This window comes from Lacihabitans sp. CCS-44, from assembly GCF_024343735.1.
Taxonomy (GTDB): domain Bacteria; phylum Bacteroidota; class Bacteroidia; order Cytophagales; family Spirosomataceae; genus Leadbetterella.
Genome location: NZ_RJUE01000004.1, coordinates 86,337 through 101,928, shown reverse-complemented (window position 1 = coordinate 101,928; position 15,592 = coordinate 86,337). Strand labels below are relative to the sequence as shown.

The following is a 15,592-nucleotide window of genomic DNA, read 5'->3' as shown; positions in this document are numbered from 1 at the left end:
TTTGAAGAAAATAAAAAAAATACTTTTTGTTAGTCATGACACCAATAGAGCTGGTGCACAGCTCTATTTATTGAGCATTATGAAGTATTTTAAGCAAAATGGTATAGAAATTATACTTTTAGCGATAAACGATTGGGGAAGTCTAAAAGAAGAATTTAATGATCTGTTTCAAGTATATTATTTTAATGTTAATTCCTCTTCACATAGAAAATCTTTTTTTAAGAAACGACAGAATGTAATACAAGAAATACGAATAGGACACACCATTGACTTGATTTACATTAATACCATTGCAAGTGTTGACTTATTGCCAGAACTTTCAAAAACATTCGAAGCTCCAATTGTGAGCCATATTCATGAGTTGCAATATTCTATAGCTCAGTATGGCTCTCCAAACTCCCTCGATAATCTATTTAATTACTCGAACAAGATTATCGCATGCTCTCAAGCAGTAGCAGATAATTTGCAAGAATTTAGAAATTCAAAAAATATACGAGTTGTCCATTCATTTGTGGAGAATAGGCAAGTAATCGAAACTTCAAAGAATACCGATAAAGTAGCTATAAAAGAAAAATATGGGCTAGGTTTTGATAAAATATGGATTTGTGCATGTGGAAATGCCGATTGGAGAAAGGCTCCGGATATTTTTCTACAGATTGCTTCTGCTACTTTAAAAAAGAGTAAAAAATTTGGCTTTGTTTGGATTGGAATTAAAAGTGAAGGAGATCTTTTCTTTCAACTAGACTATGATGCAACAAAACTTGGCATAAAAAATGAGATTAAATGGATAAGCCCAACAAGTGAAGCCGTTGAAATTATTGATAGTTGCGACATTTTTCTGGTTAGTTCCAGAGAAGACCCTTTTCCTCTAGTGGTATTAGAAGCGGCATTGTGTGAAAAACCTATTTTGGGCTTTAAAAATACAGGCGGTGTTGACGAATTTATTGACGAAAGCTGTGGCTTTAAAGTTGAATATTTAGATGTTCAGCAAATGGTAAATCAAATAATTAGTCTTGACCAACAAATGATAAAATCTCTTGGAGAAAAATCAAAAAGTAAGGTTTTAACTAACTACAGCTTCGAAATTTCAATAAAGAAAATTGAATCCATTTTTAATGAAGTTGTTTAAATAAAGTCATGATTAAACTGGAATGACAATTTTTTTTTATCAAAACAGTTATAATCTAATGATTTCAAAGTTTTATTTTTAAAAAGATTATTATGAAGTTACCTATAAGCATTTTTTTTCTTTGTGTATTATTTACGTTTTCAGCCGTTGCTCAAAAAGAAAAAGGGAAAATATTAAATGCTCCAAAAATTCCCAAAAATTCCAAATCCACCATTACTCCAAAAGACGGAAAGGAAAAAACAAATGATGAATTTGATTTTACATTTGAAGATGAACCTAAACTTCGTTTCTCAAATCAATACGAAAACAACAACAGTAACAAAGTACCGAATACTGAAAATGCATCTTCAAAAGGTCTTGAGGGCATCAAAACAGAACCATTGAGAGAATTAAATCAAATCGTTCATGAAGACACTTCAAGCATTGACGAGGGTGAGCTTTTAGTTGTGGAAATAGAAGAAGACGCTCAGTTTCAAGGTGCTGACAAGATGGTAGAAATTGCATCCTATTATTCTGTTTGGGATACCAAAACGCTCGATCCTTATGGAATTGACCCAAAGGGCTTTGAGGAGCTAGTACCCATTACCTTATATAATGTAAGCGAAGGACGTAATTGGGCTCCTGTATTAGATAAAAGCTTGGTTACTTCGCATTTTGGTTGGAGAAATAGAAGGTGGCATAAAGGTACCGACTTAGACTTAGAAACTGGAGATAAAGTATATGCTCCTTTTGACGGTGTAGTTAGAATATCAGGTGTACACTCGGGCTATGGCAGAACAATTATCCTGAGACATTATAATGGAATAGAAACTCTTTACGGTCATTTGTCAAAATTTAATTATGAGCCGGGAACTTTCATAAAAGCGGGAGAGGAAATTGGTAAAGGAGGAAACACGGGGAGGAGTTCAGGTTCTCATTTACACTATGAAACAAGATTTGAAGGCAATCAATTTGATCCAGAAAATATCTACAATTTCAGATCCAATCCGATGGAACTTAGAAGTTCAGAATTTGTATTATCTCCCAAAATATTTGATTACCTAAGAGGTGGCTCTTCTAGGCCAACAAATATTATTGCTGAGCCCACTTCTATACAAAGCAGCGGTACGGCAGAAGACATAGAAGAAGAAATAGAAGAAGAGGAAGAAGTGCCTGTAAAAGTTGAGAAGAAAGTATGGTATACTGTTAGGCATGGAGATAATTTAACTGAAATAGCACGAAAATTTCACTCCTCAGTTGGTGAAATCTGTAGATTAAACAAAATAAGTGCCTACAAAAAACTGTTTGTTGGCCTAAAATTGAGAGTGAAATAATGAAAGTTGATATATTAGTATTTGCTGTACATCCAGATGACGCAGAGCTAAGTTGCTCTGGGACAATCCTCAAGCACATAGAATTAGGCAGAAAAGTAGCGATTGTTGATTTTACTGCTGGTGAGTTAGGTACAAGAGGCACTGCAGAAATAAGACTCAAAGAAGCTAATGACTCTAAAAATATTCTGACTCTTTGTGCAAGAGAAAATTTAGGATTAAGGGATGGTTTTTTCAAGAACGATGAAGAACACCAATTGGAATTAATCAAAGCCATAAGGAAATATCAGCCTGAAATAATACTAGCAAATGCTGTCGAAGATCGCCACCCAGATCATGGCAGAGCTGCACAGTTAGCAATCGATGCTTGTTTTTATAGCGGGCTAAGAATGATAAAAACATTTGATCAAAACGGTGAAGAACAATCAGCTTGGAGACCCAAAAACGTATTTCATTATATTCAAGACAGGTATATTGAACCTGATTTTGTAGTAGATATTTCTGGATATTGGGAGACCAAAGTAGCATCAATAAAAGCTTTTAAAAGTCAATTTTTTGACCCAAACTCCCCTGAGCCTGCTAGTTATATCTCATCTGCTGAGTTTATAGATTTCATAGAAGCGAGGTCAAGAGAAATGGGGCACAAGATTGGAGCTAAATATGGAGAAGGTTTTACAAAGACAAAAACTATAGCTGTAAACAATTTATTTGATATACTTTGATATCCTAAAAATATTAAAAATATCTGCTCTAAAGATGATTTTGAGGTGATTCAAAATATTTGGCAAAAGTCCAAAGTGACTTTTAAGCACCAAATATCGGTCTCTCCAAGATTTAAAAAGCTGTTGATGAGAAGTGCCTCCTTCTAAATATTTTGCTAAAATACCTGGATACTTTACAGTGCTATTTGCCTGTTTTAAACATTTTATTTCCCAATCAATATCAGCACTCAGATTATTCTCGATGTATTTTGGTGTCAAATTTCGTCTTACAATGAATGACTGATGACAAATCAACATACCCTTATTATATCCCTCCCAAGTAAGCTTTTCAGGTATTTTATGTGGCAAAATGTCAGATCTTAGTCCAACAAAATCACCCTTATTACTCACTAAAATGGTATCAGAATAAATAATATCTGTTTTTTTTTTACTCAAAACCTTCAATTTTTCGACTGCGTCGGTTTCTGCTATTTCATCTCCAGCATTCATAAACCACACATAATCACCTTTTGCTTTTGACAAACCTTTATTCATGGCATCATAAAGTCCTTTATCTCTTTCTGAAATTATAACAGAGAATAGGTCTTTATTTTTCTCAACAATTTCCATTGTTCCATCTTTTGAACCACCATCTATCAAAAGATATTCAAAATCATTAATCGTCTGATTTCTAATACTCTTCAAAGTTCGCTCTAGGTAATCTTGAGCATTGTAGGTAATGGTGATAATGGATATAAATGGCATAGCTAAAATAAAAAAAACTCTTGAACAAAATTACATCAAATACTTTAATTCCAGCTCTAAAAAACTATTCCTAAAGAACAAATCGTGAATAAGAAGACATTTTGCTATCTTTGGCATATTTTTAGTGTCAAAATATTGAAAAAACATCTATCCTAATATTTAAAATCAGTCTTTATGAAAAGTAATTTCAATCTGAAGAATATTACACCATACCTAATAGCCCTTGTATCATTTTTGTTCATTATTTTTTTGTATTTCACCCCTCTACTTAGTGGCAAAGTCTTATCAATGCATGATGTAAACATGTACATTGGTAATTCTAAAGAACTTTTAGATTTTCACGAAAAAACTGGAACATGGTCTTGGTGGACTAATTCGATTTTCGGGGGTATGCCATCTTTTATGATTACAGGAGGATACCCTTACAGTTTGTCTTCAAAGATCGGCCCGCTTTTTTATGATTTACTCCCCGCTCCTGCGAATGTAATTTTCCTATTAATGATTGGTTTTTTCATTTTCATGAAAACTTTAAATAAAAATAATGCCATATCAATTATTTCATCAATTGCATATGCATTGGGAACATACAATTTACTATACACAGAAGCAGGACATTTAGCAAAAATAGTTGCTTTAGCCTATGCTCCTCCTTTACTTGCAGGTTTTATACTAATTTTCAACAAAAAGTATTTGGCTGGAACCATAGTTACCTCTCTATTTCTAGCTTTGGAATTGTATGCAAATCATTTGCAGATCACCTATTATTTCTTTTTTGTTTTATTGGCATATTCAGTATATCGGATATTTGATTTTATAAATGCCAAAAATGGAAAAGATATATATAAAGTTGCTTTAGCTTTATTTATAAGTGCACTTATTGGCATTGGCATGAATGGTCAAAGACTTTGGAGTGCATATACTTACTCCAAAGAAACTACAAGGGGTATTTCAGAATTAAAAACTTCTTCTTCTGGCGAAAATAGTTTGGATAAAGATTATGCCTTTGGTTGGAGTTATGGAATAGATGAATCATTCAATCTAATTATTCCTAATTTAATGGGAGGAGGTTCAGCGGGTTCATTGACTAAAAAATCGGAAACGTATAAAGTACTGACTTCAGGAGGAGTTGATCCGAGTATGTCGGAGCAATTCATACAGCAACTCCCACTATATTTCGGTGGGCAGTCTTCTACATCTGGACCAGCCTACTCTGGTATCCTAATTTTTTTCTTATTTACTTTGGGATTATTTCTCTCAAAAGATCAATTTAGATGGACAATATTGGGGCTCGCTGTATTCTTTTTATTGTTGGCTCTAGGTAAAAACCTGCCTATTTTTAATAATTTTATTTTTGATTTCTTACCAGGCTACAATAAGTTTAGAGCTGTCACAATGTCGTTGACAATAGTCCACTTCTTATTGGTATGGGGAGCTGCAAATTGCCTTTCAAATCTGTTCAATGAAGAAAAAAAATCTTGGGATGAAATAAAGCGGCCAACACTTTATACCGCTGCAATCTTAATTGGGTTGATGTTCATTGGGTACTCTCTGGTAAATTTTTCAGGACCAAATGATCAAGGTTTCAAGACTTCGTTGTCTGGTTCTCTTGGATCTGAATTCTCAAATAGAGTATTAGTGGCTCTTCAATCTGATAGGGCAGATTTGGCATTTAATGACATAATACGTGGCATAATCTTAATATTTATTATGCTAACCAGTATATTTTTCTTTACAAAAAATAAAATTGCAAGCTCTTATTTCAGCATAATTACTTTGCTACTGATAACTTTTGATCTATTTTCTGTTGGTAAAAGATATTTTAACAACAGTGATTTTATGAACAAATCACAAGCAAAAGTTGTAATTGAACCTTCTGCAGCAGATTTGGAAATATTGAAAGATAAGGACCCAAATTATAGAGTACTAAACCTAACGACAGCATTTTGGTCAGATGCTAGAGATGCATATTTCCATAAATCAATTGGGGGATATCATGGTGCTAAACTAAAAAAAATACAAGAACTTTATGATTATCAGATGGTAAAAGATGGAAAATTGAATTTTCAAATTTTGAATATGCTGAATACTAAGTACTTGATTAGTAATAATGAACAAAACCAACCAATAGTTCAAAAAAACCCTGATGTATTAGGAAACGCTTGGTTAATTGACACCTTAAAAGTTATTGAGACTGCCGATCAAGAACTTAATTATTTAGAAAAAATAAACCCAAGAACTACGGCAGTAACTCAATCAAATCAAGGATTAAAAGCTAATATATATACACCATCCGTTGAAGATAATATTAAACTTATCTCCTACGCTCCAAACAAATTGATATATTCTGTTAGTACCAAAGCAAATCAATTTGCTGTTTTTTCTGAAATTTATTATAGAGGAAACAAAGACTGGAAATCTTTCTTAGATGGTGCGGAAGTCTCGCATCAAAAAGTAAATTACATACTCAGAGGTATGGAAATACCTAGTGGAAAGCATGAAATCACCTTTGAATTTAGACCTGAATCGGTAGAGAAGGGTAAATTCATTGACTTGGCCGCTTCAGTTTCATTCATATTGATTGGTTTAGTTTCTATAATAATTACAAAAAAGAAGAAGGATCAGTAAAAGTTATGAAGAAAAAAATACTGCGGTTTTTAAAAAAAATATGGTTTCTGAATTTTGTACGCAGAATGTGGGCTGCTTCAAATTACTTTAACTACAGATATTTTCAAATTTTTAAGTGGGGCTTAAATTCCAATGAGGACACAAATTTCACTTATGACATTACTTCTGATAACCGGAAGGTACTTATTCATACTATCTCTGCTATAACAAACACTGAATATAATTTAGTTGAAAAATACATAGAAGAAATAGAGAACGATCAATACTTAGTTGAAATAATTTCGCAAGCCATTGAAAATTCAGATTTTAAACACGTAGCAGACAAAAAAGTCAAACTAGGCAGGAGAATAGGTTGGTATGCTTTCATTAGAATTCTTAGACCAAAAGTGGTAATAGAAACTGGCGTTGATAAAGGATTAGGCTCCTTAGTAATTTGTTCGGCTTTATTAAAAAACAAAGAAGATGGTTTCGAAGGCAAATACTATGGAACAGACATAAATCCAGATGCAGGTTACTTTTTACAAGGCAAGTTCAAAACTGTTGGCTCAATAATTTATGGAGATTCGATTACTTCATTAAAATCTTTGAATGAAACAATTGACTTATTTATAAATGACAGTGACCATTCAGCCAATTATGAATTTGAAGAATATATGACTATTGCTAATAAACTCTCAAAAGGAGCAATCATTTTAGGGGATAATTCGCATTGTACTAGTAAACTAGCAGATTTCTCGTTGATCAGTAATCGAAAATTTTTATTTTATCAAGAAATACCAAAAGATCATTGGTATGTAGGGAGCGGTATTGGAATTTCTTATAACTAGTTTTTAAAATAACATTTGATGAAATTAGTTTTTATAAATACTTTTAAAAATGGCGGTGGAGCAGCAATTGCATGTCAAAGATTGATAGAGTCTATTAATCTTTACCAGCCTGATATTGAAACAAAACTGATTTATCAAACTAACACCAGAATACTCCAAAAAATACAAAATTTAGCTTCGTTAATTATTGAAAAAGGTTTGCTTTATTTCAAAATCAAAAATAAAAATGACATTTTCAAGTTTTCAACTTCTTTGATAGGAAGGAATTTAGCAAAGAATAAAAGTATATTAGAAGCAGACATAATTCATATTCACTGGACAAATAATGCCTTTTTAAGTTTACAACAACTCAAAAAAATAGTTGAACTAGACAAACCTATAGTTTGGACAATGCATGACATGTGGGTTTTTACTGGAGGCTGCCACTATTCTCGCGGTTGTGAGGAGTTTAAAAAGGATTGTGAAAAGTGTATTTATCTCAAAAAGGATAAAATTTCTGTTGACCAACATTCCTTTAAAGAAGAAATTTTTAAAAACAAGAATCTTAACCTTGTAGGCTGTAGTAAATGGATTTCTGATCTTGCAAAAGAAAGCTCCATTGGAAATGATAAGAATATATTGAATATTCCTAATCCAATAAATGGAAATAAATTCAAATACACGATTCCTGACAAAAATGAGAATCTGAATTATAAAACAATTCTTTTATTTACATCAGCAAATCTAAACGACCCGAGAAAAGGCCTTGATGTACTTTTAGCAGCTTTAAACAATCAAAAAAATAATACAATTCACTTAATTTTGGTTGGAAAGTCTAAAACTCCCCTAAATATACCCAAACATTGTTCATATGAGACGCTTGGATTCATAAGTAACGAGGCCGAGCTAATAAAAATTTACAATAAAGCCGATTTTTTCGTTTGCCCTTCATCAGAAGATAATTTGCCAAACACAATTATGGAATCATTAGCTTGCGGAACTCCAGTTTTATCTTTCGATATAGGTGGGATAAGTGATTTAATTCAACACAAGGAAAATGGTTTTTTAGTAAAAAATTATGGCGATTTACAAGAAAATTTAGCTACTGCACTTGATTGGGCAGTAGAAAACAAAACTGAATTTCGTAAAAAAAAAGAAAGTATTTCGTTGGACGCACGTCAGAAATATTCTTATTTGAAAATATCTAACGATTATATAAATCTTTATAAAAGATTATTATCAAATTAAACAAATGTCTAAAGATACCTTTACCGAAAAAGCTACATGGGAAAAATATTGGGAAACTTATAGTCCCGAGGTAATTACCAATGAAAATCAATTTAGGAGCCTTTTTGAAAGGATTAAAGATAGCAGTAATAACCAAAAATTTATTGAAATAGGCGGTTTCCCTGGTAGTTTTAGTATCTATTTCTCAAAATTCAAAAAATATAAGGCAACACTTCTGGACTATTTTATTTCAGAAAAAGTGATAAATGGCCTTTTTGAAAAAAATGGAATAAAAAGAGAAGAAATTGAAATAATTGAAACCGATTTTTTTTCATACTCTAATGATAATTTCTATGATGTAGTTTTTTCTTCTGGATTCATTGAACATTTTGATGACACAAAAAATGTTATTTCTAAACACGTAGATTTAATTAAAAAAAATGGCATTCTACTTATTACACTCCCAAATCTTACAGGCCTTAATGGCCTAGTTCAGAAACATTTAGATAAAAAGAACTATGATATTCACAACATAAAAAGTATGAATTTATTGTTTCTAAAAAAAATTTGCAAGGAGCTTGATCTCAAAAATATTGAAATTGATTATTACGGTAAACCAATGGTTTGGCTTGAGGCGACTGCCCCTCAAAACTCTTTTGTAAAAAGACTAATCAAACTTTTTTCTTTAAGTCTGAAGCTAGTCCCATTTAAGGGAAGGTACTTTTCTCCTTACATTTATATCTTGGCTGATAAAATATGAAAGTGGCTTTTTTATTTGGAGGATTACCACATTATTATGTACTGCTGTTAAATAAGTTGAATTCTATTAATAAGAATTTAGAAATAATAGTGTATTATCCTGAATCAAATGAGTCTCATAGTTTAGGAAAAAATGTTTACCAAGATAAAAAAAATGTACTTTTTAAAACGTTTGCCCTTAAAGAAACTTTAAACCTTTTTGGAAAACCAAAAATTGTTGGACTAAAAAAGAGGCTAGAAATAGATCTTCCTGATTTGCTCATCGTAGTTTGGCCTTATACCCTTTCAATATTTCTAGATTTTAATCTCTTAAGTTTCTTGAAAAAGAAAAACATAAAAATATTTGAAAAATCAATTCCTTATCAAGTGCCATATTTTAATAAAGCTTGGGAGTATTATAAAAATCCGGATAAAATATTAGATGAAAACCTAAAACCATTAGCCGTCAAAGGTCTCAAAACAAGCTTAAAGTATTACTTATTGACATTGTACCGAAAATACCAATTTAATAAAGCTGACGGTCATGTTTGCTATTTACCAGAAGCATTTGACATTTTAGGTAGCTATGGTGTTTCTAAAGAAAAAATTCATGTGATACTTAACTCACCTATTACAGAAAACTTTCTACAAGCTTATGAGTTAGTGTCTAAAGAAGAGCAAAAATTGGATAAGAATCCTTTCAGAATTATTCATATTGGTAGGTTAGTAAAATGGAAAAAGGTGCATCTTCTTATTGATTCAGTAAAAAAACTTTATGAAGAATTTCCAAAAATCGAGTTACTAGTATTAGGTGATGGTCCTGAACTAGAAAATCTCTCAAAACTTGCAAAAGATTTAAACCTTGAATCAAACATAAAGTTTGTGGGAAGTATATACGATCCAATTGAAATTGCAAGATACTTTTCTTGTTCCACTATATATGTATTAGCTGGAACTGGTGGACTATCAATTAACGATGCAATGAGTTTAAAAATGCCAATAATTTGTTCTGAATGCGATGGAACGGAAAAAGTTTTAGTCAAAAATGGTGTTAATGGATATATTTTTGAAACCGACAATGTAAATGATTTATCACAAAAAATTAAAAAAATCCTTGTAAATCCAGCTCTGGGGTCAAAAATGGGAGAATACTCTCAAGAAATTATTAAAAAGGAAGTCAACGAAAATATCGTTATCCAAAATTATATCAAAGCTTTTAGACAAATTAAAAAGTTTTGAGCAATTAGACTAGCTCTTGAAAATTTCTACTTCATCATTTTCTGCATCAAGTAACAAAGTAATTGTATTAATAAATTTAAATCTGAAGTAATCTAAAGGAACATTTGATAAAATCAGCTTTCCGTAGTATATCAAATATGCTTTCAATTTAGTGATTAAGTCTTTTTTCATAAAAAGATAAATTTCCTTATCATATATTTTATACGATTCATTTAAAATTTTAAACCTTTCTGTTAGTAGTAAAAACTTCAATAAAGTTGGTGTATAAATATTGATATGTCCATATGACAAAAAATGTTTTATTTTGTTTTCTGCACCAGATCGGTAGTCTTTAGGAACCTCAATTACAAGTTTCTGTGTAACCCTGTGAATTTCTCTTAATAACAACCTCTCATGCTCTACATGTTCTAAAACATGTGTTAGTATAACTAAATCAAAATACTTATCTTCAAAAGGTAACTGGTAACCATCAAATAATTGAACTGAAACTAGATTTTTTATTTTTTTAGATTCTATTTGTAATAATCCACTTTTTGATATTTCAACAGCATAAAGCTCACTTGAAAATTCCTCATTACTTAAAAATCTCAAAATACTACCGTCCCCAGCTCCGACCTCAAGGACTCTTTTAAATATATATCCTTTTGTAATTTCTAATATATTTTTCACTTTCTTAATGGCTCCCAACTCTCTCCATCCCTCGGTTTCCTTGCTATACTGTGAGCTATAACTTTCTTTATAATTATCTTTTACTCCAACTTTCATATTTGCACAAAATAATAATTCATTAACACCTATATCATCTAACAAAATTCACTTATTTCAAAAATCTATTTCTAAAAATAGAATAACACTGATTAAAAATTTTATCCAACTCATCTGACATTTTGAAATAAGCGATACCGCCAACAAATAAGGTCAAAATAACAAACGATCTGACAACAATATTGAGTAAATTCATAAATACACTGTTGCCAAATGAAGGGACCATAGATGCAACAGCAAATGTAAAAAATCCTAATAAAAGAACATAAATCGTTTGAGCTCTAAAAGGCTGCATATTAAACTTTACGAAAATAAATATATATTTCACCACATTATAGAAAATCCCTGAAACTAACATTGCCCATGCTGCTCCCACATAGCTATAAATCGGAATCAAATATATATTCGCAAATGTTAGGAATGAAAATCGAAGTAGAAAAAAATAAAAATCATATTTATAAAATGTAGAATGTCTTATCATTTCTGAATTAAGTCCCGTAGCCATATCTATTAGACAATATAATCCAACTAGTAAAACAACTATCTTTCCTTTGCTATAGATATTAGTATTAGGAATAATATTAAATATGTTCTCGACATTGCACCAAATGCCTAAAAATAGTAAAACTCCAATAATGAGTAAATTGAGAGATGATTTTTTATAAATTTCCTCAATATTTTTTAGATTATTTTGATTCCAAGATTCAGCTATTAGCGGTTCGCTAATAGCTGCAACCGCATTCCTTGGTATTGATATAACTAATGCTATATTTAGTGCAATTGCAAAAATACTTGTCGGTTCTAATCCTCCCTTATTAGCGGGAAGGAAAAACTTCTCAATATGAGGAAGTGTACTTGCTGCACTTCCAGCTATAAAAATCCAGAATCCGTATAAATATATTTCTTTAAAAATTGGCTTTTTTACAAAACTGAAATCCAATTTCAGAAATAAACTATGCAATATGAACTTTATGTAAAACAAATACCCTAAAACACCAATCAACAATGATATTACCATACCGAAAATCAATTGATTAAAACTTATTAACTGATAGCTAAATATAATGGCTAATATTGAATTAAACCCCTTATGAAATATCTCACGAACAATTGCAGGAAAAACAATCCGCAAATGTACTCTACAGTAGGCTTCCAGATTTGATTGGAGTATAATGAAGAAGGTAAAAATTGGGAATACCCAAAAATACTCTATTAACAGTGGAGACTCCTTTCCGTAAATATTTTCAAATAAAGAATTTGATCTAAAATATAGTACTAAAAAAACACAGTATCCTGTAAGGGACAGGAAAAGAGAGTTGCCTAATATTCCATTATGTTTCTCTTCTGAATTCTTAAATCGATTAAAAAACCTGACTAAAATATTTGGTGCCCCAAGATTAGAAATACTTGCAAAAACAATTGGATAGCTTGTTAGTAAAGTATAAATACCGAACTGTTCTGTCGAGAGGAATTTATTAAAGAGAAAAAGAACATTAATAGTTCCGATTATTACGCCAATGTAAGTAACAAGAGAGTTTTTAACACTTTGACGTATGATTATTCCCATTTAATAATTAAATCTGTATTTAAGTAATCTTAATTTGAACACAAAAATATACCATTCTAAGCAATTCTTACGAGTATGTATTGGTAAAGATTTTTAAAAAGAAGTAAATTTGTTCCATTAAAACTTATAAATGCGACAATTAAAGAATCTAATTTGGAAAATATTAAATTTCACAGCTATCGGACCACTATTACAACTCTACTTAGTGGGTGAAATTAAATCAAATGGCTGGCTTCGTTCATTCAAGACTAAAAAATCTGAAGACAGTGCAGGAAATCCAATTCCATGGTATACTTATCCTTTTGTAGACTTCTTAAAGGAAAAACTCAATAGAAACCTAACTGTTTTTGAATATGGTTGTGGCGGGTCTACTAAATGGTTAGCTGAGAGAGTTAAAAACATTGTAGCTGTTGAAGATCATGAAGGATGGTATCAAGAAGTATCAAAAAATATCCCAAATAACATAAAACTAATTTTTCAGACTATTGAAGAAAGAAATGATTATGCAAAATCAATACAATCAGAAATAGGAAATTTTGATTTAATAATTGTTGATGGAAAAATCAGGAATTTATGCATTAAATATTGCACTTCTAAACTTTCAGAAAGGGGCGTTGTAGTACTAGATGATAGTTTTAGAGAAGACTATAAAACTTCATTTGAGTTTATGAAAACAAATGGTTTCAAGCATCTTAATTTCTGGGGAATGACACCAGTAATTTCTACAAAATCATGTACAACATTATTCTACAAAACAGATAATATCTTCAATATTTAAAACTATTATTTCAAGAAAAATTAGTTTTGTGATGTCTAAAAGCTAGTTTCCTAGCGTATAGGCAATTGTTAATCTTGGATGCTTTGTAGCATCTGGATGATCGCTCGAAGCAAAAATCATGGATCTATAAATCTGTTCAGTAACTAAGGACATCATAAAGCCAAAGCTTTGCTCTGGATAAGTATGCTGGTCCCTAATTAAATTTGTAATATCAATAGTAACATCTGTTTCCAAACCCGTATTACTAGGAATGAAAACCTGGTTTTCATTAGTAACAGAAGGTTGCGTTGCCCATGTAACTCCCAACTCTTCCCAAGGAGAGGTTACTCGCCTTAGAACAGATTGATTAGAGGTATTTGCTCCGAATTGTTGTCCTACGGATGCATAATCCAAAGAAGTTTTGTTAAAGAAAAGATCTAAAGTTGCTTCTTTTATAATGGCATTTGCAGGCAGTTCACTTAAATCAAAATATATCAACGTTCTCCTTGAACCTGCACCTAGTCCTGCTGCGTTCCACGTCCATGTCATCACATGAAAATCTAATGACTTTCCAATATTAAGGTTAGGTAAGACTGAAGTAAAATTTGCATCTTTACCATCAGTTGAGTCAGGTTGGAGAATTAAAAAGTTCTCTTGTTGGTCAGTTGTAGCCCTTACTAGGCCATACTCCAAAGGCTCACAGCATAATGGGCTTTGCCCAAGTTCAAAAACATAGGGACAACAACCCTGAGACGGGCAAATGAACGATGGACTTGAAAAGGAGTAACTACCTACTGAAGTAACCGGAAGTATATTAGAAGTCTGATTTGCAATAGTTTGTCCATCTTTTTTCCAAACAATGTTGGTGATTTTTGAATCATCCAGAATAATTTGACGACCAAAAGTCGAAGACGACACTTTTATTGGCATCGAAAAACACGACCTTGTAAAATCATCTTCAGAATCTATATTGTTATTTGGAGTAGAATCAGAATCTCTTTCGTTTGACGAGAATATCTCAGCCTCAGCGTACCAAACACCATATTCCATAGGTATGTATTTCAAAGTCAGACTGATCGTCTCTTGAGCATTCAACTCAGAAATACTCCATAAACCACTTCCTACATCAAAACTACCCTTTAAAGGGTTAGCAGAGGCAAACTTAACAAATGGTGGAAAATACGGAATATTAATAAATACTTTGATATTTGTTGCCTTAATAGAACTTTGATTTTCTAATGTAAAAATTATCTTGCCTTCTGCTCCCATCTGAACAGTCTGATTCTCAGAGGTAGATTGAAGCCTTAAATCAATACTAATATTCGATTGTCCAAAGCATTCATATGAAAATTGCAATATGACGACTATCATTGCAAGAAAGTATCTTTGTGTGTTTTTCATTATATATTATAATTTTATCAGGAACTTCAAGAAAAATACAAGAAGTGTGCCAAATTTTTTAGAATTAAAATTGATAAAAAGATTTTATTATGGTATGGAAAATAAACTAAATAAATCCAAAAAAAAACACTAAGCCATTTTTCTACAAATCATTATTTGTAATTTAGCTGTAATAAAAAAATCCAAAACAAATGAAAAATTGCCCAGAGTGCGGAAACATTATTTTAGGACGGGTAGATAAGAAATTCTGCTCTGACATGTGCCGCAATAATTTCAACAACAAACTCAAGGTTGTCGAAGTAAATTATGTCCGAAATATCAACAACTCACTGAAGAAAAACCGAAGAATTTTAGAGGAAATTTGTCCTGAAGAAAAAAGCAAAACAACTCGTAACACGCTCAATGACAAAGGATTTGACTTCAATCATATTACACATCTTAGAAAAACGCTAAAGGGATCAGTCTACTATTTTGTTTACGATTATGGATATCTGGAGTTAGGCAATGATTTTTTTTTGATTGTCAAAGACAATAGAAGCAAAGATTAAACGTAGTAAATTGC

General features: G+C 31.5%; 14 protein-coding genes. 10 read left to right on the top strand and 4 right to left on the bottom strand.

All coding sequences use genetic code 11. The features are described from left to right. Position 1: 1 nt before the first annotated feature. From EGI26_RS04045 to bshB1, 3 genes are all read left to right on the top strand, one after another. Entirely contained in the window at positions 2-1,129 is a 1,128-nt protein-coding gene (locus tag EGI26_RS04045) for a glycosyltransferase family 4 protein (RefSeq protein ID WP_255076567.1), read from the top strand. Positions 1,130-1,221: 92 nt separating this feature from the next. After that, positions 1,222-2,442 carry a M23 family metallopeptidase gene (locus tag EGI26_RS04040; RefSeq protein ID WP_255076566.1) on the top strand — a complete coding sequence of 407 codons (1,221 nt, stop codon included), beginning with the start codon at positions 1,222-1,224 and terminating at the stop codon, positions 2,440-2,442. After that, positions 2,442-3,161, top strand: coding sequence for a bacillithiol biosynthesis deacetylase BshB1 (bshB1, locus tag EGI26_RS04035; RefSeq protein ID WP_255076565.1), 720 nt, complete (start codon positions 2,442-2,444; stop codon positions 3,159-3,161). Before EGI26_RS04040 ends, bshB1 begins: the two co-directional genes overlap by 1 nt. On the opposite strand, the gene EGI26_RS04030 is transcribed toward bshB1, so the two are convergent. Continuing rightward, positions 3,144-3,905, bottom strand: coding sequence for a glycosyltransferase family 2 protein (locus EGI26_RS04030; RefSeq protein WP_255076563.1), 762 nt, complete (start codon positions 3,903-3,905; stop codon positions 3,144-3,146). The two genes, bshB1 and EGI26_RS04030, sit on opposite strands and share 18 nt — an antisense overlap. Positions 3,906-4,424: 519 nt before the next feature. Between EGI26_RS04030 and EGI26_RS04025 the strand changes: the two genes are divergently transcribed. The 5 genes from EGI26_RS04025 to EGI26_RS04005 are packed head-to-tail and all read left to right on the top strand — an operon-like array spanning position 4,425 to position 10,540. Then, on the top strand, positions 4,425-6,530 hold the full coding sequence (locus EGI26_RS04025; RefSeq protein WP_255076562.1) for a YfhO family protein: 2,106 nt from the start codon (positions 4,425-4,427) through the stop codon (positions 6,528-6,530). 5 nt (positions 6,531-6,535) lie between these two features. Continuing rightward, positions 6,536-7,357, top strand: a complete 822-nt coding sequence (locus EGI26_RS04020) for a class I SAM-dependent methyltransferase (protein ID WP_255076561.1) — start codon at positions 6,536-6,538, stop codon at positions 7,355-7,357. 18 nt (positions 7,358-7,375) lie between these two features. Then, the gene (locus EGI26_RS04015; RefSeq protein ID WP_255076559.1) at positions 7,376-8,584 is read left to right on the top strand and encodes a glycosyltransferase; all 1,209 of its coding nucleotides are present in this window, start codon (positions 7,376-7,378) and stop codon (positions 8,582-8,584) included. Between the two features lie 4 nt (positions 8,585-8,588). Next, positions 8,589-9,323, top strand: coding sequence for a bifunctional 2-polyprenyl-6-hydroxyphenol methylase/3-demethylubiquinol 3-O-methyltransferase UbiG (locus tag EGI26_RS04010; RefSeq protein WP_255076558.1), 735 nt, complete (start codon positions 8,589-8,591; stop codon positions 9,321-9,323). Further along, the gene (locus EGI26_RS04005) at positions 9,320-10,540 is read left to right on the top strand and encodes a glycosyltransferase family 4 protein (RefSeq protein WP_255076556.1); all 1,221 of its coding nucleotides are present in this window, start codon (positions 9,320-9,322) and stop codon (positions 10,538-10,540) included. The genes EGI26_RS04010 and EGI26_RS04005 overlap by 4 nt, the downstream gene beginning before the upstream one ends. Positions 10,541-10,549: 9 nt before the next feature. Here the strand turns inward: EGI26_RS04005 and EGI26_RS04000 are convergent, their stop codons facing one another. Further along, complete coding sequence (locus EGI26_RS04000) at positions 10,550-11,305, bottom strand: class I SAM-dependent methyltransferase (RefSeq protein WP_255076555.1); 756 nt, start codon at positions 11,303-11,305, stop codon at positions 10,550-10,552. A gap of 52 nt (positions 11,306-11,357) precedes the next feature. Beyond that, a complete protein-coding gene (locus EGI26_RS03995) occupies positions 11,358-12,872 on the bottom strand; it encodes a lipopolysaccharide biosynthesis protein (RefSeq protein WP_255076554.1) in 1,515 nt (504 codons plus the stop codon). A 130-nt stretch (positions 12,873-13,002) separates the two neighbouring features. Between EGI26_RS03995 and EGI26_RS03990 the strand changes: the two genes are divergently transcribed. Next, complete coding sequence (locus EGI26_RS03990; RefSeq protein WP_255076548.1) at positions 13,003-13,650, top strand: class I SAM-dependent methyltransferase; 648 nt, start codon at positions 13,003-13,005, stop codon at positions 13,648-13,650. A gap of 42 nt (positions 13,651-13,692) precedes the next feature. Here EGI26_RS03990 and EGI26_RS03985 read toward each other — a convergent pair whose 3' ends face one another. Continuing rightward, positions 13,693-15,030 carry a DNRLRE domain-containing protein gene (locus tag EGI26_RS03985; protein WP_255076547.1) on the bottom strand — a complete coding sequence of 446 codons (1,338 nt, stop codon included), beginning with the start codon at positions 15,028-15,030 and terminating at the stop codon, positions 13,693-13,695. 191 nt (positions 15,031-15,221) lie between these two features. Here EGI26_RS03985 and EGI26_RS03980 point away from each other — a divergent pair, with 191 nt between their 5' ends. Then, the gene (locus tag EGI26_RS03980) at positions 15,222-15,578 is read left to right on the top strand and encodes a hypothetical protein (protein ID WP_255076542.1); all 357 of its coding nucleotides are present in this window, start codon (positions 15,222-15,224) and stop codon (positions 15,576-15,578) included. Positions 15,579-15,592 lie beyond the last annotated feature (14 nt).